Here is a 19,200-nt window from a genome sequence, read left to right as displayed (position 1 = left end):
TTCACAGCCAGGTCAGTGGGTGGACGCTACGCCCGGTTTCCGTGTCCGTCGCGGCAAGATACACATCGACGCGCTCAGCGGTCAGAGCCTTGCTGATGTGGTAACCCTGGACAAGGTCACACCCGACCCACTGAACGCGGCGGAACTGCTCGATGGTCTCGACGCCCTCGGCCAACGACTTCATACCCAGGGCCGCAGCCAATTCGACAATGGACTTCACGACGGACATCTTCGGATCATCCGAGTCGGTGACCAGCATGCGATCGATCTTGAGGACGTCGATCGGAAGTCTCTGGAGCGTGGCGAAAGACGAATAGCCGGTGCCGAAATCGTCGAGTGCGACGGTGACACCGAGTTCACGCAACTTGTAGAGATCGCGGATCGCGCGATCGTCCACAACCCCCGTCTCGGTGATTTCGAGTTGCAGCAGTTGCGGAGGCAGGCCCGATTCAGTCAGAGCCTTCGTCACCATCGCACCGAACTCGCGCGACACCAATTGCACGGGTGAAACGTTGACCGAGACACCGATTCCGCTCGGCCATCTCGCGGCGGCAGCGGTCGCCATCGCCATTGCCTGCGCACCGAGGGGGATGATCATTCCGGTTTCCTCTGCCACCGAGATGAACTGACTCGGCCCGATGAGACCGCGACTCGGATGGTTCCACCGAAGAAGCGCTTCGAAGGCAACCACTTCACCGGTCTGAGTGTCGACCTGGGGTTGATAGTGGAGGTCGAACTGCCCTTCCTCGATGCCTCTGTCGAGTTCGTGCAGCGCCGTCGCACGCGCCGATGCCCGCGCTCGCAGCAGCGGCGAGAACTTGCCGACGCGATTGCGCCCCGTCGACTTCGCTTCGTAGAGAGCCAGATCCGCCAGCATCACCAATCCGTCGGCGTCGGTGGAATCCTCCGGCGCACTGGAGTAACCGATCGTGGCCCGCACTTCGATCCGATTACCTTCGACGAAGAACGGCTCATGCAGCACTTCAAGGTACCGATCGAAAATAGCGCCGGGATCGTCGCGCGACGACGTGCAGACGATCAGCCCGAATTCGTCGCCGCCCATCCGCGAGCACATGTCCGAACCTACGACCTCGCGCAGGCGTTTCGTGACTTCGAGAAGTAGTTGGTCCCCGATCGGATGTCCAAGGGTGTCGTTCACCGATTTGAAGTTGTCGAGGTCGAGAATCCCGACGAGGACCTGCTTCTCCGGCGCCCGAGAATTGATCGCTTCCTCGAGCGCCTCACCGAACGCTCGACGGTTCGGTAATCCGGTCAACGAGTCGGTCGCGGCAAGCCGAAGGATCTCCTGTTCGTGGACATACCTCTCCGTGATGTCGGAACCGACACCGCGCCAACCCAGAATCACGCCGGATTCGAGGACCCGGGGATTACCGGAAAGGGACCACCAGCGCCGCTTACCGTCGACGTGCACCGGAACGACGGTGTCCCGGAAAGGGGCACTCGATTCGAGTTTGTCGATCATCTGGGCCGCGGCAGTACGACCCTCCGGACTCGATGCGATCTGGAGTCTGGTGAGGAGTTGCCCGAAGGTGAGTTGTTGCAACTCGTCCACCGTCATACCGGCGACCTCGGCGAGACGTGCCGAGGTGTGTGAGAACCGGCCGTTGGTGTCGCACTCCCACAGCCAGTCGCGCGAACCGCCCTCGAAACCGTCGAGCAACAATGCCACAGTCTGACGCTCGGATTCCGCTTGAAACTCTGCGAGACAACGTCTCTGGAACGAAGCCGACAGATAGACCGCCCCTACAGTGAGCGCAAACATATAGATGCACAGCTGAATTGCGAGTATTCGAAAGTGTGGTTCGGAGTGGACCACGAGAACCGTGAACACGCCGAGTCCGTGAATGTAGATCCAGGTCAAGCTCACCGATCTCAGGCTCGAGAACGTCACTGTTCCGGCCCCCATGATCCCGGCCATCGTCGCAATCAGAACCAAGTCGCGGAAGACGTCCATGTCGTGAAAGAGCAGAGCGAACAATATGACGTCGAGGCTCGCGACCACGATCACTTCGAGAACCAGACCCACGTAGTCGTAGCGCGGTGTGTGCTTCGACGGTCGCCAGCGCAGCGGTATCCACACTCGAATCGAATTCGCGAGGACAAGAAAGATCAGGGCACCACCCAGCCACCTGAGGGTTTGACGTCCCGGTGGGACGGTGTAAGCCAAAATCACGACCAAACTCGCCATGTATGCGAGGTTGGCGAATGGTGCAACGGCCGCAGCTTCGTCGATCTGACGACGAAACAGGCTGTTACAGTCGGCCTCCGAAGCAGGATCCTGGCGACTCAATCGACTCAATCGACTCAGACGGTTCATCGGCGAGGCATCCCGGCATCTGCGCAGGCTCCATCAGCGGGCGTCGAATCCGCTCGCCTGGCCATCCGAACCTCCCCTGGCTCCCCACCGAACCCTTATCCGGTGAAACGTCAGTGTTTCAGACTCGCTGCTTGTTTCCTTCACAACGGTAGCCATCTGACGAATCGATTGTGCGCAGATCACTATATCCAGAGGTCGATCTCTCGATCCTCCAGGTCGATCTGCGATTGCTGATTCTTAGCTCGTCGCACGATTGTCGCCGACGGCTACCCGGGGGATGCGAGCGGTCGGGAACAACGCGGCGATTGCGAGCAGCGCTGCCACGGCAAAGGCGACACGGAGAGCGTCCAGCCTGGCATCTTCGTTCACATTCACGATCGCATCCGCCGTGGATTCGTCGACGCCGGCATCACTGAGAGCAGATCGAAGTTGCGTCGTCGACAGGAACGGCACACCCGAAGCCATGTCGGTGCTCGCTTGCTGCTGCACCGATACCGGAACTGCCGGATTGTTCTCGATTCCGGCAATCGCAGACGTCGTGAGGGTGGCGATGAGAACCGATCCGATGAGCGCGGTCCCCAAGGATGCGCCCAGGTTAGTGGCGGTGTTCTGCAACCCGCCGACCTCGGTGCTGCGATCGTCCGGAACCGCCGACACCGTGACCGCGCCGAGCTGTGAGGACAGACATCCCAAGCCGAATCCCATGAACAGCATGGGAATCATCACGACCGCCGCGTTGGCGCCGGGATCCATGCCCGCCACGAGCATCAAGATGCCGAAGATCATGACCAACAAACCGACTCGAACAACCCGCCGCGGGTTCGCTGTAGGCAGCAGCTTCGGAATACCGATCGCAGCCAACACGAGCGCCGCCGACAGCGGCAGGATGCGCACTCCTGTCTCGAGGGCGCTGAGCTCGAGAACGACGGACAAGAACAACGGGACCGCGAAGAACACGCCCGCCTGCACCAGAAACTGCGCGAAGAACATGGAAAGTCCGCCACTGAGCTCGCGGTTCCGCAGCATGGCCGGATCGAGCAACGGCTCCTTCCCCGCAGCGGCCAGGCGCCCCTCCCAGCGCAGGAACCCGTAGACGACCAGGAGACCGACGATCAGAAGCCACACCACCGGGGACAATCCGACCAACTGCGGTCCATCGGGTTTGGCCTGCACCCATCCCCACTCGCTCGAACGCAATACACCGAAAACAATCATGCCCAGTCCCACCACGGACAGGATCGATCCGACGTAATCGAGACGCGACTTCGACGGTGGGACGTCGACCACCTTGCTGAGCACCAGCAGGATGAGGACAACGATCACGACTTCGCCGACGAACACGTAACGCCAGGATGCGAATGTCGTCGCGGCGCCGCCGATCAGCGGTCCGACTGCCACAGCCATCGCGCCGGCTGCAGCAACGAGACCGTACGCGGCCGGCCGCTTCTGCGCCGGAAAGTTGGTGGCGACGAGCGCGACGATCGCCGGCATGATGAGCGCCGCGCCGACGCCTTCGAGGAACGACCATCCGATCAGCAGTACCGCGAGATTGGGGGCGAGCGCCGTTGTCAGAGAACCTGCGCCGTAGATGACCAAACCCAGTGCGAAGGCTCGGCGACGGCCCATCATCGAACCGACCTTGCTTCCCGTGATCATCAGCGTCGCCATGACGAGGGTGTACAGCGTGATCGCGGTTTGAATGCCGGTGATGCTCGTGCCGACGTCCTCGGCGACGGTTGCCATCGAAACGTTCATGACCGAGCTGTCCAGGGTCATCAGGAATTGGCTGGATGCCAACACCGTGAGAACCAGTCCCGAACCCGCCTGCGTAGTCGAACCAGCAACTTGTCCGTCACCCATCGTGCGGGTGTACCCGGTGCTCCGCTCTCCGAAGCAGACCGGTCAGTGCTGTTCGAGTCAGTGCTGTTCGAGCGTGAGTTGATCCGCCCAGGCCGACACGTCGCCGCGTTCGAGAGCCACGGCCAGCAGTTCCGGAAATTTGTCCGGCGTGCACGCAAACGCGGGAATCCCGAGAGCACTCAGCGCCGCCGCATTGTCGTGATCGAACGACGGCGCCCCGTCGTCCGAGAGCGCCAGCAGAACAACGACTTGTACACCGGAGTTCTTCATGGCGGCCATGCGGCGCAGCATCTCGTTGCGGATACCACCCTCGTAGAGGTCGGAGATAAGCACGAACATCGACTCGGCAGGCCGCGAGATCAGCGACTGACTGTATGCGATCGCACGGTTGATGTCGGTGCCCCCACCAAGTTGGGTTCCGAACAGGACGTCGACAGGGTCGGACAGTTTGTCTGTCAGATCGACGACGGCGGTGTCGAAAACGACGAGCGAAGTCTTCAGTGCCTGCATCGACGCCAACACCGCGCCGAACACGGATGCGTAAACGACGCTCGACGCCATCGAACCCGATTGATCGATCGCCAGGACCACGTCGCGCTGCACGGATTTCGACTTACGGCCGTATCCGACGAGCCGCTCGGGGACGACCGTTCGATACTCCGGCAGGTAGTGCGACAGATTTGCTCGGATGGTTCGATCCCAGTCGATGTCACGCAACTTCGGATTCGACGTTCTGGCGGCGCGATTGAGTGCTCCGGTCACCGCGGCCTTCGTTTTCTGAGCGATCCGCTCTTCGACCTCACGAACCACCTTGCCGACGACCATTCGAGCAGTTGCCTTGCTGGCCTCCGGCATGACCTGGTTCAGGCTCAGAAGCGTCCCGACCAGATGCACATCGGGCTCGACGGCATCGAGCAGTTCCGGCTCGAGAAGCAACTGCGCCAAGCCGAGTCGGTCGATAGCGTCCTTCTGCATCACCTGCACCACCGTGCTGGGAAAGTACGTGCGGATATCACCGAGCCACCTGGCGACGGACGGCGCCGACGCCCCCAAACCGGCTGAGCGCCGACGCCCCTTGGTCGGGCCGGACGAGTCGTATAACGCTGCAAGAGCTGCATCCATTCGACTGTCGCCCGGTTGACCCAGCCCACCCGTCGACTCTTCGGCGGATTCGCCGAGCATCAATCTCCAGCGTCGCAGGCGCTGATCGTCGTCACTCATGCGCGCACTCCCAGTATCTGCGCAACGACCACCATTGCCGCGCTGCCACGTCGAGCATCGGTCTCCACCGTCGTTTCGACGCGTCGGCCGCCCCTGACTGCCTGACCGATCGCCCGACGTTCCCCGGATTCGAAAGCTCCGAACGTGCGCCGAAGCAACGGAAGCGTGTCGATGAAATCCTGCTCGCGAAGGTGACGGACCCAGGTGTCGATCAGTGTGAGCAGCGCTCGGTCGTGAACGAGCACAAGCCCTCCTCCGCCGAGAAACCCGTCGACCCACCCGGCCTTGGCGGTCGGCACGCTGCCCACGGACAGGGCCCGAGACAATCGCTGGGCTGCAGCGGTTTCCGTGATCGAACCACTGTCGCGCAGTAGCCGCACCATCCGGCCGACGAGCAAACCGTTGACGTCGTCGCGGTCGATCACGCCGGCCATCGCCTGCAACCACCGTGCGCTCGCGTCGCGGTCGTCACGGACCATGACTGCCGCGTGCACCTTGTCGAGGTGATCGCGAAACTCCTCGGCACTGGGGTCGTCCAGGCCGGTGACAGCGACTGCGAGGCCGGTGCAAATGCGGATCAACAAGCTGTCGGCGACGTCGATCAAGGCCGACACGTCGGTACCGCGCACGTCGCCGTATCGCAGCGTTCGGGTCAGCGTGGGCAGCGCCGCCATCAAGTGCGACACGTCATGATCCAGTGCCGCAACCATTTTCACACTTTCCAGCACAGCGGACAAGGCTGCCGGAAGGTTTGCCAGGAGCGAGTTCTCCAGTAGTCCGATCAGTGAGGCCAGAGTGATGTCCGGCTCGTGAATCTTCGACACGACCCGCGAGGCCGCCGCTTCGGCCACCGTCGTACCCCACAGTGACGCCTCGATCACCGAGACCGAGAATTCGGGCTTCCACTGCAAAGCCCATGTCTCTCGGAAAGTTCCGGTGGAACGGACCTCACTGTCGGCCGGCGTCCCCCAGTCGATCTCGAGGATCCCCAGTCGGTGCAGGAACTGGGAACGCTCGACGTCAATGTCGCGTCGCAGGTCCAGATCGAGGTTCTTGGCTCCCGCTTGTTGTTTGAGCCGCAGGGTCTTCGAGCGTGCGCGCAAATCCGCTTCGAGTGGAACCGTCGGCGTCTCCTCGGGCACCGAACCCAGGGCTTCGCCTACGACGAGTCTTCGCGTGATCAGATCCAGAAGAACGTCGTTTCCATCGCACATCACCGACCTCGTAGCCTCGGTAACTTCTGACAATCCGGCCAGCGGGCGAGAACGCAGTGCCGCCAACGTATCTGCCAATCGGACAGCTTCGATGACGTGAGCACTCGAGATCGGAAGATCCTCGTCGCGCAGCACCCGGGCAACTTTGGTGAGCCACCGAGTGATCGTCTTGTCGTTCGCGGTGAACAGGTGGTGATACCAGCCCGGCGAGGTAATTCCGGCGCCGTAGCCCGATGCCGACGAAAGGCGCGAATGCGTCCAGGGAACCCAGGTCAGCGAGGTCTTGACCTTGGACATTCCTTTGAGGATGCGAGCATCGGGAGCCGCTGGCCCCAAGGCTCCGACCAACGCCGGCGCGTGCCACGCCCCGCAGACGACGGCAACCCGCTCAGCGCCTCCTTTCAACGTCTTTCGCAGCACCTGACGCATGTACGCTTCGCGATGCGCTGTCTCCTCGTCGATCGGCACTGTTTCACGCAGCGCCTCCATCGCCTCGGTGATCGCATCGAAAGAATCTGCGCCCGAGCTCGATTCGATCACCGAATCCCACCAGCGTTCGGTGTCGTCGAACCCCGCGGCCGACGCCAGTTCAGCCAGAGGATCACCCTCGCGTGTAGTACGAATCCCTTGATCCGCCAACACGTTGAACGCGGGCAGGTCGCAGAACCGTGCCTGCACACCGTTGCTCGCGGCCCACTTCAGCGCTTGCCATTCGGGCGAGAACACCGCAAACGGCCAGAATGCCGCCTTCGACGGTTCGCCAGTGGCATACGCCAGCAGCGCAATCGGCGGTTCCATCGACTCCGATGCCGCCAGCATCACCAACGGGTCTGCATCCGAAGGCCCTTCGATCAGGACGACGTCAGGCGAGAACTCTTCCAGGCCTTGCCGAACCGAACGAGCAGATCCCGGGCCGTGGTGACGGATTCCGAAGACCCGGACACGCAGGTCCGGAATGGCGATGGTCACCCGGTGACCTCGCGGCAAGCCCGATAGAAGTCGGACCACTCTCCGCGTTCACGCACTACTGCCTCGAGGTACTCGTTCCACACAACCTTGTCTGCGACCGGATCCTTGATCACCGAACCCAGGATTCCGGCAGCGACATCGGATGCCCGCAGTACGCCGTCCCCGAAATGCGCGGACAGCGCCAAACCGTTGGTGACCACCGAGATCGCCTCCGCCGTCGACAGAGTTCCGGACGGGGACTTCAACTTGGTGCGGCCGTCCGTGGTCGTGCCTGATCGTAGTTCTCGGAACACGGTGACGACCCGACGTATTTCCTCGGCTGCTGCGGGGGTTGTCGGCAATTCCAATGCTGCGCCCAGCTGTTCGACTCGGCGCGCCACGATAGCCACCTCGTCCTCCTCGCTTGCCGGCAGCGGGAGGACAACGGTATTGAACCGTCGACGCAATGCGGACGACAGATCGTTGACACCACGATCCCGATCGTTGGCGGTAGCGATCAGATTGAAGCCTTTGGCTGCCTGCACCTCGATGCCCAGTTCCGGCACCGGCAACGTCTTCTCGGAGAGAATGGTGATGAGCGCGTCCTGCACGTCGGCCGGAATACGCGTCAACTCTTCGACGCGAGCGATCTTCCCGGTTTCCATCGCCGTCATCACGGGAGAAGGCACCAGTGCACCGGCGGTCGGCCCCTCCGAGAGCAGGCGTGCGTAGTTCCAGCCGTAGCGGATAGCTTCCTCGGGCGTACCCGACGTGCCTTGGACCAGGAGCGTCGACGCACCCGAGATTGCAGCCGAAAGGTGTTCGGAGACCCAGGTCTTGGCTGTACCCGGCACGCCCAACAGTAGAAGCGCGCGGTCGGTGGCAAGAGTTGCGACGGCTACTTCCATCAACCGCCGTGGACCGACGTACTTCGGCGAAATGACCGTCCCGTCGTCGAGAGTGCCACCCAACAGATACGTCACAACAGCCCAGGGCGACAAGTTCCACGACGGCGGGCGCGGGCGCGAATCTTGCGCGGCCAGCGCTTCGAGTTCGAGCGCGTACTCCTGCTCTGCGTGGGGACGCATCAGCTTTGCCGGTTCCGTGATGGGCACGGTGACGCTGTCAGTCATGTGAGCTCCTCGAGCAGGGTCTTACGGTGGGTGATGGCACTGGCAGTTCTGGCGAAGGTTTGCCGCCAGTCCGGGTCACGGGCGCGCTCGGCTGCCCGATCCAGCAAAGTTACTGCGCTGTAGGGGAATCGAGTCTCGGCAAGGCGCAAGGAGGCTACGTACTTGTAGCGCGAGAATTCGCCTGCCTTGGCGCCACCATCGGCACGTCTGGCCGCAGCTCGTTCCCATTGAGCCACGACTGCCCGGGTGATGTCCTCGGGCCATGGACCTCGCAGGGCGTCGTAGATCGCTGCCCGGCCCGGGTGCAGAACATTGGCATCACCGTTTCCGGCCCTCAGCAGATCTGCCAGCGCCTTGGCGGGCACCAACGGGAGCAGTCGCCTATCGGTGACCACGCCGCGCGCGTGGAAGAGTTCCAGTGCCCATTCCGCATTGTTCTGTGCCGCTGCAGCATTGGACCAAGCGTCGTGAAGTATCGGCTCCCAACCTTCGTCGACGCTCATCCCCAACGTCTTCTTGGCTCCACCGATCATTTTGTTCCACAAGGACAACGGAGTAGCACTGATCACTTGACGGACATACTCGGCCCGATAGTCGGTGTGCGGATTCGGCCGGTCTTCGATACCGTCGCGCCTCGCCGGTCCATCGACTTCTTCAGGCGGCAGGACGACCATCGTGGACCGAAGCAGTTTCCGTTCCACCCGCACCCATTCCTGGACCCGGGCGGCCATTCGCTCCCCGAACTCCGATTCGGGAAGTCGTCCGAGCACGTCCGCTGCTGCGCGCCGCACGTCCTTGCGACGGTCGTCGAGGGCTTCCTCCAACAATGCTTGATCGTCCGTGCTCAATCCGATGGCCAGCGCCGAGACGAATGCGGCCTTCTGTTCGCCACGCTCGGTTCCCCAGGACTTTCGGAGTTCGGCCAGCGCCAACGTGGGATCTGTTCGGCGAGTGTCCATCAGCCACTGCGCGCGCTGGGCCGAACTTCCGTGGCGCCAGACATCCGGGTTTGCATCCTGGGTTCGGACGAGCTTGCTCCACTCAGGGTTTTGCGCGGCAAGCCAGCGACCACGCTCGCCGACCAGCTGGAGAATACTCTCGCGGTGAGTCTCACTCGCCCGAGCGAAGGAAAGCAGCTCGGCAACAAGATGATCGGGGGCACGGTAGTTGCGCGACAACGCAACGGCAAACCATTCGTCGAGCAAGGTCGCCTTGGCCGCGAGCATCGACAGCAGATGTGCGGATGACGATTCCGGCAGGGTGAACCGCACATCGTCTGGGGCAAGTGTCGGCACCGTAGCCGTGATGGCGCCCGCACCGCCACGGCGGTACGCCTTCTCCAACGCTGCTGCTGCGAGCAGCAACTCGGCAGGATCGCCGTCGAGTTCGCGAGTGCTGGAACGCACCGTGGTCGGAAGTTCCTCGAACGTTATTGCTGTTCTGGCGATCCCGAGAAGTGCCGCAGAAATCAATGCGCTCACAGCACGATCACCTGCCCTCCCGTGAAAACCGAGATCGGGGCAAGAGCCTGCGCATTCCACGTTCCGCAGACTGCGACCGGGTAACCGCCGGAAATGCCGAGCAACTTCCATAAAAGGTCCGAATCACCCTCTGCCCGAAGCGCTGCGCCCGATTCGTCGACGAGAAACCAGGCACCGTCGACGAACGACGGGACCACCGAACTGATCACTGCCGGCCACGACCGCAACCATGGATCTGCTGCGAGGGCATCGGTGAATTCTTGCAGCGCAGCATCGATGCTTCCGGACGGCAGGGTTGTGAACGGTTGAGGTTCACTATGCGTTGCCCCCAGCCGCGCCCGCAACGCCGCCGCACCGGGGTAGAAATGAAGATCGGCGTCGACCAAAAACCCTACTGGCGGCGCTTCGGTGGAAAAGTTGGGTGCCCCATGGGAGAAGTCGAGCAGCATGGCCCAGCGTCTCGACGTCCGACCGCGCATCCACACCGTTCGGGTGAACAGCCGCTTCTCCTCGGTGATCCCGGAACCGAGCACCATCCAGTTCTCGTGCACCGGAGTCGATTCCATCACGCTGTCGGTGGTAACGGGATAGCCGACGTGCGCTTTCACCGAATGGACAAGATCTTCCGGCAGTTCGGACAGCTTCTGATGCGCAGTGACCAGCAGGTGCAACCGAGCTAACTCGTCGAGGAGTTTCTCGGGCCAGTTCTCGGTAGATGCAACGGTTCCCGCCAATGCTCGAAGCGTGCCGGCGATACCGGGCGCCTGGGCATCCACCATGCGAGCGGCTATCGCATCGAAGCCCGCCCAGGACGTGTCCATCGCGGCAAGACCACTGCGGATCTGATCGGTGATCCACAGATCCAATTCGGCGAGTCCGCTCGCCACTCGGTCGGCGCGCTTCTGCGCTGTCGCCGGGTCGGGAGCCTTCTTGGGCGCCTCGTCACCGCCTTCGCCGGTGCCCTCGGCCTTCTCCTCGCGGCGCAGTAACCATTCGGCAGCGAAGTCGGCCGGCTCGGCCGCCGACGGAACACGCCCCTCCGACCATTCCACCAACAGCCCCAGAGCGTGTTTGCACGGAAACTTTCGACTCGGGCACGAGCACTTGTAAGCAGGGCCCCGCAGGTCAACTACTGCTTGATACGGCTTCGAGCCGCTGCCCTGACACAGCCCCCAAAGCGCGAGACCCTTGTTGCCGGCGTGGCTCCACGAACCAGCCAACTTGCGCGCAGCGGCCAGCGATGCGGCGTCGGGTGCTACCGATGCCACTTGCCCAGCTGTCCACGGCGAAGTCACTCGACCACAGTATGACAACCCGCTGACATCGCAGAGTCAGGCCGATTCATTCTCGAATTAGCCCTTGACTCGAACGCATGTTCGAGTACTCTTTGTGTAGGGGATCGGGGGATTCAATGAGTGTCTTGTTGTCGGACGTGGTGTCGGGTTCTGCGGTGGGGTTACGCGGACGTCTGTGGCAGTTGTCTGCTGCGGAGCTACGCGAGGCTGCCGTGTCCGCGAGCGCGGAGATTCTCCGCCTCGAGGCCATTCGGGTGGCGGTCGTCGACGAGCTGTCGTTGCGCCCGGATGATCAGGTGATCGCCAGCCGCGGAGTCGGCGCGTGGTTGGCGGCGAACACGATGCTCCAGGTCCGGGACGGGAAGAAGATCGCCGCCCTCGGTGCGGCGCTGCGGCCGTTTCCGGCGGTGGCAGCTCGGTTCGATTGCGGGGATTGTTCGTTCGATCATGCTGTCTTGATCGTCTCGTTTTGTGAGTCGCCGCCGAAGGGGATGCCGGACGAGGCGATGCCTCGCTGTATCGATTTGTTGTTGGCTGCAGCGTCGGGTGTGGAAGCAACGACCACGAAGGTGCGGAACGTCATCGCGACGTTGGAGCGAATCTTCGAATCCGATGAGATTCCGCCAGCCGAAGACGTCGACCGCAACGAACTCCGCATCGCGTCGACGTTGAACGGTCGGGTGGTGGTGCGTGGGGATTTCGACGCCCTCACCGGCGAAATGCTGCTGTCGGCGTTGTCGAATCTGACGATGCCCACCCCGGCACCCGATGGAACCCCCGATGCTCGGTCGGCGGCGAAGCGGACCGCGGACGGGTTCACCGAACTGATCCGCCGGTATCTGGACTGCGCCAACACCGGTATGGATGGTGGTCAGCGCCCGCACGTGAACGTGCACATCAACGCCCGGGATCTCGCCGAGCACCGCGACTGCGCCACGACACCCACTGATGGTGGGTCTGTGTCGGATCTCGATGTCGGGCACATGCCCTGGCTCGGACCACTGTCGGTGTCGCAGACCAGGCTTCTCGGGTGTGATTGTTTCCTGTCCACTGTTCTGCTGGACGATCACGGCGCGCCGTTGGATGCGAAACCCGGGAAACGGTTGGTCACCGCCGAACAACGCGTCGCGCTGATCGCGAGAGATAAAGGCTGCGCGTTCCCCGGCTGTACGTGTGTGCCGGCGTGGACGGATGCGCACCATATCCGGCACTGGGCCAATGGCGGCCCGACGGTGATGAACAACCTTGTTTTGCTGTGCCGTTCACATCACCGGCTGATGCACCGAAAATCCGGGTTTGTCGGAAAGTGGGAGATCCGGATCGGGGTCGACAACAAGCCCTGGTTCATCCCACCGCCCTCGATCGACCCGCAGCAGCACCCCAGGCCGGCGAACACCACCTTCAAAACCTGAGAATAACTCGGGCACAACAGAACACGGCCAGGCTCCGCATCGGACATCAAAACCCGATACGGAGCCCAGAGGCCGTGGAGCGTCCACAACTCACGACGTTCGCGCGGGGCGCAAGACCGATCTGCCCAACAACTCACAAACCTGCAGGGCCAGAGCAAGATCCAACTTGTCTCGGCCCGCAGCGACCGGATCGCCCAGCGCCTTGTTGATGCGATACTTCACCGTATTCCGGTGCAGATTCATATGATTGGCAGTGTGCAGATGGCTTTCTCCGTGGGCGAAGTACACACTCAACGTCGTCCTCAAGGACGCAGCAGAAGGCGTATCGTCCGCCAACGGGCCAAGCACCTCCCAGACCCATGACTTCGTAGAATCGATGTTCTCGGACAGAAGCGAAACCACGGCGACGCCGCGGTCCCCGAAACTCACCACGGGTCGCTGTGGCGTATCCGGGACGGCAGCAACTGAATAGGCGGCAGTGGCTTGTTCGTGAGATCGTTTGAAACCGTCGACCCCCGACCCCGGCAGTCCGATGGCCACCCGTGCTCCGCCGTCCAACGGCACTGCGGCCGCGAGAACGTCCGCATCCGGCGCTGGAATCCGGCGACCGAAGGGCAGCCACGCCCACACCGTGCGTCGATCGATGGCGGTGATGATCGGCGGCTTGTCCGCTCCCGCCGCTGCGCCGAGATCACGCACGAGTCGATCCAGCGTGTTGATGCCCATGACGTCCGCATCCCACGTCGACCAGACCACCAGGGCGACGTGGTTTTGACCAAGGCGGTATCCGGTCTCCGCTTCGAAAGCAGCGGTATCTGCGTTGGTTCCGGACAGAAGGGCATGGATCGCGGCCGAATGGAGGTTTCCCTGCGCTGCCATCCATCGACTGCGCTCCCGCTCGTACGCGTCGAAGACGTAGAGCGTGATCCAGTCGATGTAGCTGTAGACCACGTCCGAAGTGTGTTTCAGGACAGCCAAAGTCAGTCGCGCCGGAATATCCAGTGTGCTGATCTCGTCGTGACAGATCCGCATCAGATCGCCTTGGCCCATGTGATAGGCCCGAACGAGAGAGTTGGACGGAACGTCTCGCTGCGCCAGACGCAAAGCGTATTCTACTGCGGCAGTAGTCGGTTGGAGATGATCGATCGGAATGTCGTTGGCCAATACGTGGATGATCGTCGTGATGTTTCCCTGCACGCTGGCCTCGAGCATTTCGAGCAATTTGGCGTCTGCATCCAATTGGTCGATTTCGTGAGCCATCATGAAGGCCATCTCACGCGCGATATCGGCGCTGCGCTCGTCGAGTCGTCGCGCCAACTCGGCAACCACGGCAAGCACTTCCGGCTCTGCAGCTGCAGGCACTCGGGCGAGACGCCGCATTGCTCCGGCGCCTCGCTCCTTGTGCGATGGACTACTCACAGAACCTCTGCACCCTTCCGCCGCAGGTACTTCAGTGCCGATTCTGCCGCGTTGTACCCGCACATTCCATGTGCTCCGGCACCCGGCGGGGTCGAGGCCGAGCACAGGTAAGTGCCCTCGATCCCAGTGCTGTACGGATCGACTGCGACGCGCGGACGCAAGACAACCTGCAGTTCGGTGTTCGCACCTCCGATGATGTCGCCTCCTACCTGATTCGGATTGTCTTGTGCCAGATCAGCTGTACCACTGCTCGACGTCGCGACGATCTGATCCCGGAATCCTGGCGCAAACCTCTCGATCTGACGAATGACCGCCTCCGTCGCGTCGCCGCTGTAGCCGTGAGGCACGTGCGCATAGGCGTACAACGGATGGACGTTCCCGGCCGAGCGGGTGGGATCAGCCAGGTATTGCTGACCGAGGAGCACGAACGGTCGGTCCGGCATACGGCCTGAATTCGTCTCACGCTCAGCTGCCACGATTTCGTCGAAACCACCTGCCAGATGGACAGTTCCGGCCCGAGCGCAATCCTGATTGGTCCACGGTACATGACCTTCGATCGCAAAATCGACCTTGAATGCTCCGGGAGCCTGCTTGAACCTTCGATAGGCCTTCGCCACTCGGCCCGGGAGTCGATCGCCCAGGATTTCGAGCGCACCCCCCGGATTGACATCCAGCAGAACAACATCGGCGTCAGGAATCTCGGAGGCCGTACGTATCCGAACGCCGGTGTCGATCTTGCCGCCGTGATCGAGGAGCATCGCGGCCATGGCGTCGGTGATCGAACGCGAACCTCCCTCGGCAACCGGCCAACCGTAGCGGTGACCAGCCGCGGTGATCATCAATCCCACCGCCGATGTAGCCGGACGGTTGAGCGGATAGAAGGCGTGCGCGGCAACCCCGCCGAAGAGAGCCTTTCCTTTGTCGGTCTTCCACAACTTCGCGGTCACCGTGGCCGGAAGCAGCGCTCGCGGACCGAAAGCCGCAAGCCGCAGCGGATGGCGTGGAACGTTGACGATCGGACGCATCAGGTCGGACGCCAGAGCGTCGAACCCCGTCGACAAATCCTCGAACATGCGTTGCCATCGGGGTCCGTCCGCGCCGAGTCCCGCCGCCGTCTGCTCCAGCGAGCGGTACAGAACGCCGGCATCGCCGTTGTCGAGCGGATGCGCACAGTCCACCTCTGCCCAGCGCCAGATCAGCCCGTACCGCTCGAGGTCCAGTTTGGACAGGTACGGCGAGCCGATACCCATCGGGTGAAACGCCGAGCAGTGATCGTGGATCAACCCCGGCACGTCGAGCGGACCGGATCGGGTGCCTCCGCCGATCTGGTCGGCGGCCTCGAGTACCTGCACGTCAACACCACTACGTGCAAGGTGTACCGCGGCAGCGAGCCCATTGGGCCCGCTGCCGACGACTACGGCCTTTGTCACTTACTCACCTCTTGCTCGCTACCGCTGACCCTCGTACGCATCTTCGGCTCGGAGACGACCTGCGGATCTGTTGCCGCGCGGTCGGCCCGTACGTCCAGTGTCCACTGAACGTCGAACGGAATGGGCCCGTTCGGCAACCACGGCTGTTCGGCAACTGCGTCGGCGACCTTGAAAGTACCCCGTTCGATGACACCGAGAGCCGCATCGATCACCTGGTACTCCTGCGTTCCCTTGTGGATGGGCTGCGATTCGATCCAGGTCACCAGGAACTCACCGGGTGCGAAATTGCAGCGACGCTGAATAGCGGCGATCAGTTTCGCGTCGTGCAAGTGGCCGTCACCGAAGTTGAAGGCGACGATGGAGTTGCACATGAACTCGGCTTCGCGAAGCGAATACGTGTTGATGTCGTCGCCTAGGTGCCTGATCATCAGAGAGAACAGCGCACGCCCTTGGCTGTGCATGGAACGCCAGCCCAACAGCTGATGCAGAACGACGTCGGACACGTCCTCGGGGTACATCGTCATCAACTGATTGCGCGTGTCCGGCGACGGACGCTTGATGTACTGGTCGATCTTGGCTTCGGCGCCCGGCGCGAATGCCCACGTCGCGGATGCCCAGTTGCCGGCGTACTGACGCATCGACGGCAGGAACGACACCAGATCTGGTCGGAGGTTTCCGAGGATCGGGAAGAAGGCAAGGGCTGCAATGATTCCCGCGGTGATCCACGGAGAGGACATAGCGCCGAGGCCGTAGCCGTCCCACGCCGGGAAGCCCAGGAACAGGAAGACCGAGGCGTAGGCGAACAGAAGATTCCATTCGAGCGGAACGGCCAACGGGAAGGTCGACGCGATGAACAGGTGGAATCCGACCATGAGGATCACGGCAAGAATGGTGAGAGTCTTGTTCGTCGAGAACAGCAGTATCAACGGGGTGACGATTTCGACCATCGTTCCGGCCACGTGTGCGACGCCGCCGCCCAGGTGCGAGGGCCGAAGATCTTCCGGGAAGTTCCGGTAATGCGCGCGCTTGATCTTCTTCGACGGGATCCACGGCGTATTGCTGAGCATCGGGGGAACCACCAGCGAGAAATGGCGACCGAACTTCGAGACACCGGCTCCGATCCACACCATGACGATCAGCAGTTTGAGCGCCAGGATCATGTCGACGAAAGGCAGGAACGTGAAGAAGAAGATTGCCGGCAGGTACTGCTCGCTACGTGCAGCGATGAAGGGCACCTTGTCACGCAACCCGAGAATCACCATGAGCACCAGGAAGGAGTACAAGACCGTCGGACGTACGAGTCCGGCACTGTCAGCGAAGGCCGAATCGAGTCCTGTGGTGTGAACTCCCGGAAGAACCTCTGCAACAAGTAGATTGGCGACTGCGGCGACATAGATGAAAACGTCGAACACCGAGCGGGAGTCACCCGAGGTGAGCGGCACTTTGCCCGGCCACGGTGGCAGGCGAATCGTGCCGGGGCGAATCCAGTAGAGAACTCCACCGGTCATCGGCTTGAAGTGGCCGGCGAGCGGTCCCCAGGATCCTGCCAAGCCCAGCATCTCGAGCATCATCGTCCAGATGATGAGTTTCTGGTAGACGATCGGCTGGTTCCACCACGAACCGACGTCGAACCACGAGAGGCCGGAAGTCAAAGTGGCAACGGCTGTTCCAGCTGCCAGGTAGAGGAACAACAATTTCATGATGTAGACGGTGTGGACCATTTTCGGCGTACCGAAGCCGTAATCCACCCAGTGCGTGGACATGTCACGCAGACGCTCGAGAAACGGCTTGTCCATGAATGTTGCCGGATCGACGGGAGGGAAGTTTCCTTCTTTGAATCCCATGATGTGCTCCTGAAATACGGAATGTGGGCATGACGGATCGACTCGACGGACGTCGTCGAGTTGTGCTGGTATTACGGGGAAGTGACTAGTGAGCGGGAGTTGCGCTCAAAGCTCGTCTCATTCCGGGTTTGTCGATCTTGCCCACCGGGTTTCGGGGAAGCGCATCGACGACGTAGATCGCCACTGGCACCTTTACTCGGGTGAGCAAGGCCGTGACATGTTCGAGCAGTTCGTCTTCGGTGACGGGCGCATCGGGGTAGGCAACGACATAGGCAACTGGCACCTCTCCGTAGACCTGGTGCGGAGCACCGATGACGGCGGCCTCGAGCACGGAAGGATGTGTAGCGAGCGAGTTTTCAATCTCCTTCGGGTAGATGTTCTCTCCCCCACGGATGATCATGTCCTTGATGCGGTCGACGAGGGTCAGGTAGCCGTCCTCGTCGAGGACTCCGACGTCACCGGTGTGCAACCAACCGCCCCTGACTGTCTTCGCGGTCTCCTCCGGCTTGCCGAGGTAACCACGCATCACGTTGTCGCCCTTGATGACCACCTCTCCGGCAGTACCGACGGGAGCAAAGGTTCCGTCCTCGGCAAGAATGGCAATCTGCTGGCCCGGCAACGCCGGTCCGACCGTACCGAGTTTGCGCACGCCGTCCACAGGATTGCAGGCCGACGCGCAAGTCCCCTCGGTAAGTCCGTAACCCTCCACGATCACGAAACCGAAGCGCTGCTCCGCGCGGTCGAGGAGTTCCTTGCTGATCGGCGCCGCACCGCACACGGCAAACCTCAAGGATGACGTGTCGATGGAGGAGTCTTCCGGCTGTGAGGTCAGCATCGCGTAGATTGCCGGCACTGCCGAGAAATACGTGGGGCGAAGCCGCGCAACGTCGTCGAAGAATCTCGAAACCGAGAACTTCCCGGTGACACTGACCTGTCCGCCGACAAGCAAGGGCGTCAAGACGCTGACGCAGATCGCGTTGACGTGGAACAGCGGCAGAATCAACAGACAGTGATCCGCGCCCGTGACTCCGATGTTCTTGCCCATCGACGAAGCCATGAACTGCAGGTTGGCGTGCGTGAGCATCACTCCCTTGGGCCGTCCGGTGGAGCCGCTGGTGTAGATGAGGAGGGCCAGATCGTCTGCCGCAACATCGATTCCGGGCCGAGGGTCCGTCGGCGGCGCTGTCGCAAGATCGTCGACGACCAACACCGCACGGCCACCCGAGGGCGCGTCGGCAGTGGCGGTGATGACCAACTCGGCCCCGGAGTCCGCGATCTGGTAATCCGCTTCGTTCGCGGTGAACATCGGATTGATGGGGGTAGCGGCAGCACCGATACGCCAGGCAGCCATGATCGCGATCAGCAACTCGACGCGATTGGGCAGCATGACCGCCACCACGTCGCCGAGTCCGATTCCGAGTCCGGCCAATTGCGCAGCAACAGCTTCCGTGCGATCTGCGAACTCCTCATACGTGAGTTCGACGTGGTCGTCCCGCAGGCACGGCTTCTTCCCGTACTTCTCTGCAAGATCCCAAGCCAGATATCCGATGTCCGCCACGAGAGTCAGCACCTTTCATTCGTGTGTGACTCAAAACACTATCGGCG

At 62.1% G+C, this 19,200-nt stretch carries 12 protein-coding genes; 1 reads left to right on the top strand and 11 read right to left on the bottom strand.

The features are described from left to right. Position 1: 1 nt before the first annotated feature. The 7 genes from DBV08_RS16015 to DBV08_RS15985 all read right to left on the bottom strand — a co-directional run bounded on the left by DBV08_RS16015 (position 2) and on the right by DBV08_RS15985 (position 11,490). Complete coding sequence (locus tag DBV08_RS16015) at positions 2-2,338, bottom strand: bifunctional diguanylate cyclase/phosphodiesterase (protein ID WP_260395610.1); 2,337 nt, start codon at positions 2,336-2,338, stop codon at positions 2-4. Between the two features lie 237 nt (positions 2,339-2,575). Continuing rightward, positions 2,576-4,198, bottom strand: coding sequence for an MFS transporter (locus tag DBV08_RS16010; protein WP_124568062.1), 1,623 nt, complete (start codon positions 4,196-4,198; stop codon positions 2,576-2,578). Between the two features lie 57 nt (positions 4,199-4,255). Next, entirely contained in the window at positions 4,256-5,419 is a 1,164-nt protein-coding gene (locus DBV08_RS16005; protein WP_124568061.1) for a VWA domain-containing protein, read from the bottom strand. Then, positions 5,416-7,602: a DUF5682 family protein gene (locus DBV08_RS16000; RefSeq protein WP_124568060.1), complete on the bottom strand. Its 2,187-nt coding sequence runs from the start codon at positions 7,600-7,602 to the stop codon at positions 5,416-5,418. The genes DBV08_RS16005 and DBV08_RS16000 overlap by 4 nt, the downstream gene beginning before the upstream one ends. Further along, positions 7,599-8,714, bottom strand: coding sequence for an AAA family ATPase (locus DBV08_RS15995; protein WP_095973722.1), 1,116 nt, complete (start codon positions 8,712-8,714; stop codon positions 7,599-7,601). Before DBV08_RS15995 ends, DBV08_RS16000 begins: the two co-directional genes overlap by 4 nt. Further along, positions 8,711-10,195, bottom strand: a complete 1,485-nt coding sequence (locus DBV08_RS15990; RefSeq protein ID WP_124568059.1) for a DUF5691 domain-containing protein — start codon at positions 10,193-10,195, stop codon at positions 8,711-8,713. Before DBV08_RS15990 ends, DBV08_RS15995 begins: the two co-directional genes overlap by 4 nt. Then, positions 10,192-11,490, bottom strand: a complete 1,299-nt coding sequence (locus DBV08_RS15985) for an SWIM zinc finger family protein (protein ID WP_124568058.1) — start codon at positions 11,488-11,490, stop codon at positions 10,192-10,194. Before DBV08_RS15985 ends, DBV08_RS15990 begins: the two co-directional genes overlap by 4 nt. Before the next feature lie 116 nt (positions 11,491-11,606). Here DBV08_RS15985 and DBV08_RS15980 point away from each other — a divergent pair, with 116 nt between their 5' ends. Continuing rightward, the gene (locus DBV08_RS15980) at positions 11,607-12,902 is read left to right on the top strand and encodes an HNH endonuclease signature motif containing protein (protein ID WP_124568057.1); all 1,296 of its coding nucleotides are present in this window, start codon (positions 11,607-11,609) and stop codon (positions 12,900-12,902) included. 90 nt (positions 12,903-12,992) lie between these two features. Here the strand turns inward: DBV08_RS15980 and DBV08_RS15975 are convergent, their stop codons facing one another. The 4 genes from DBV08_RS15975 to DBV08_RS15960 all read right to left on the bottom strand — a co-directional run bounded on the left by DBV08_RS15975 (position 12,993) and on the right by DBV08_RS15960 (position 19,153). After that, the gene (locus DBV08_RS15975) at positions 12,993-14,282 is read right to left on the bottom strand and encodes a CdaR family transcriptional regulator (protein ID WP_124568158.1); all 1,290 of its coding nucleotides are present in this window, start codon (positions 14,280-14,282) and stop codon (positions 12,993-12,995) included. Positions 14,283-14,317: 35 nt separating this feature from the next. Next, positions 14,318-15,751 carry an NAD(P)/FAD-dependent oxidoreductase gene (locus DBV08_RS15970; protein ID WP_124568056.1) on the bottom strand — a complete coding sequence of 478 codons (1,434 nt, stop codon included), beginning with the start codon at positions 15,749-15,751 and terminating at the stop codon, positions 14,318-14,320. Beyond that, positions 15,748-17,595 carry a DUF3556 domain-containing protein gene (locus DBV08_RS15965; protein ID WP_124568055.1) on the bottom strand — a complete coding sequence of 616 codons (1,848 nt, stop codon included), beginning with the start codon at positions 17,593-17,595 and terminating at the stop codon, positions 15,748-15,750. The genes DBV08_RS15970 and DBV08_RS15965 overlap by 4 nt, the downstream gene beginning before the upstream one ends. Before the next feature lie 85 nt (positions 17,596-17,680). Further along, positions 17,681-19,153, bottom strand: coding sequence for a class I adenylate-forming enzyme family protein (locus tag DBV08_RS15960; protein WP_124568054.1), 1,473 nt, complete (start codon positions 19,151-19,153; stop codon positions 17,681-17,683). Positions 19,154-19,200 lie beyond the last annotated feature (47 nt).

The sequence above is a fragment of the Rhodococcus sp. KBW08 genome (genome assembly GCF_003852455.1).
Classification (GTDB): domain Bacteria; phylum Actinomycetota; class Actinomycetes; order Mycobacteriales; family Mycobacteriaceae; genus Rhodococcus_F; species Rhodococcus_F baikonurensis.
Note: the sequence above shows the minus strand (reverse complement) of the source record. Positions and strands in the feature narration are given on the sequence as shown.

Bases quoted from the DNA above. Each gene is read 5' to 3' on its own strand.
- DBV08_RS16005 (WP_124568061.1), bottom strand. From the start codon at position 5,419: ATGAGTGACGACGATCAGCGCCTGCGACGCTGGAGATTGATGCTCGGC.
- DBV08_RS16010 (WP_124568062.1), bottom strand. From the start codon at position 4,198: ATGGGTGACGGACAAGTTGCTGGTTCGACTACGCAGGCGGGTTCGGGA.
- DBV08_RS15975 (WP_124568158.1), bottom strand. From the start codon at position 14,282: ATGCGGCGTCTCGCCCGAGTGCCTGCAGCTGCAGAGCCGGAAGTGCTT.
- DBV08_RS15995 (WP_095973722.1), bottom strand. From the start codon at position 8,714: ATGACTGACAGCGTCACCGTGCCCATCACGGAACCGGCAAAGCTGATG.
- DBV08_RS16015 (WP_260395610.1), bottom strand. From the start codon at position 2,338: ATGAACCGTCTGAGTCGATTGAGTCGATTGAGTCGCCAGGATCCTGCT.
- DBV08_RS15965 (WP_124568055.1), bottom strand. From the start codon at position 17,595: ATGGGATTCAAAGAAGGAAACTTCCCTCCCGTCGATCCGGCAACATTC.
- DBV08_RS15980 (WP_124568057.1), top strand. From the start codon at position 11,607: ATGAGTGTCTTGTTGTCGGACGTGGTGTCGGGTTCTGCGGTGGGGTTA.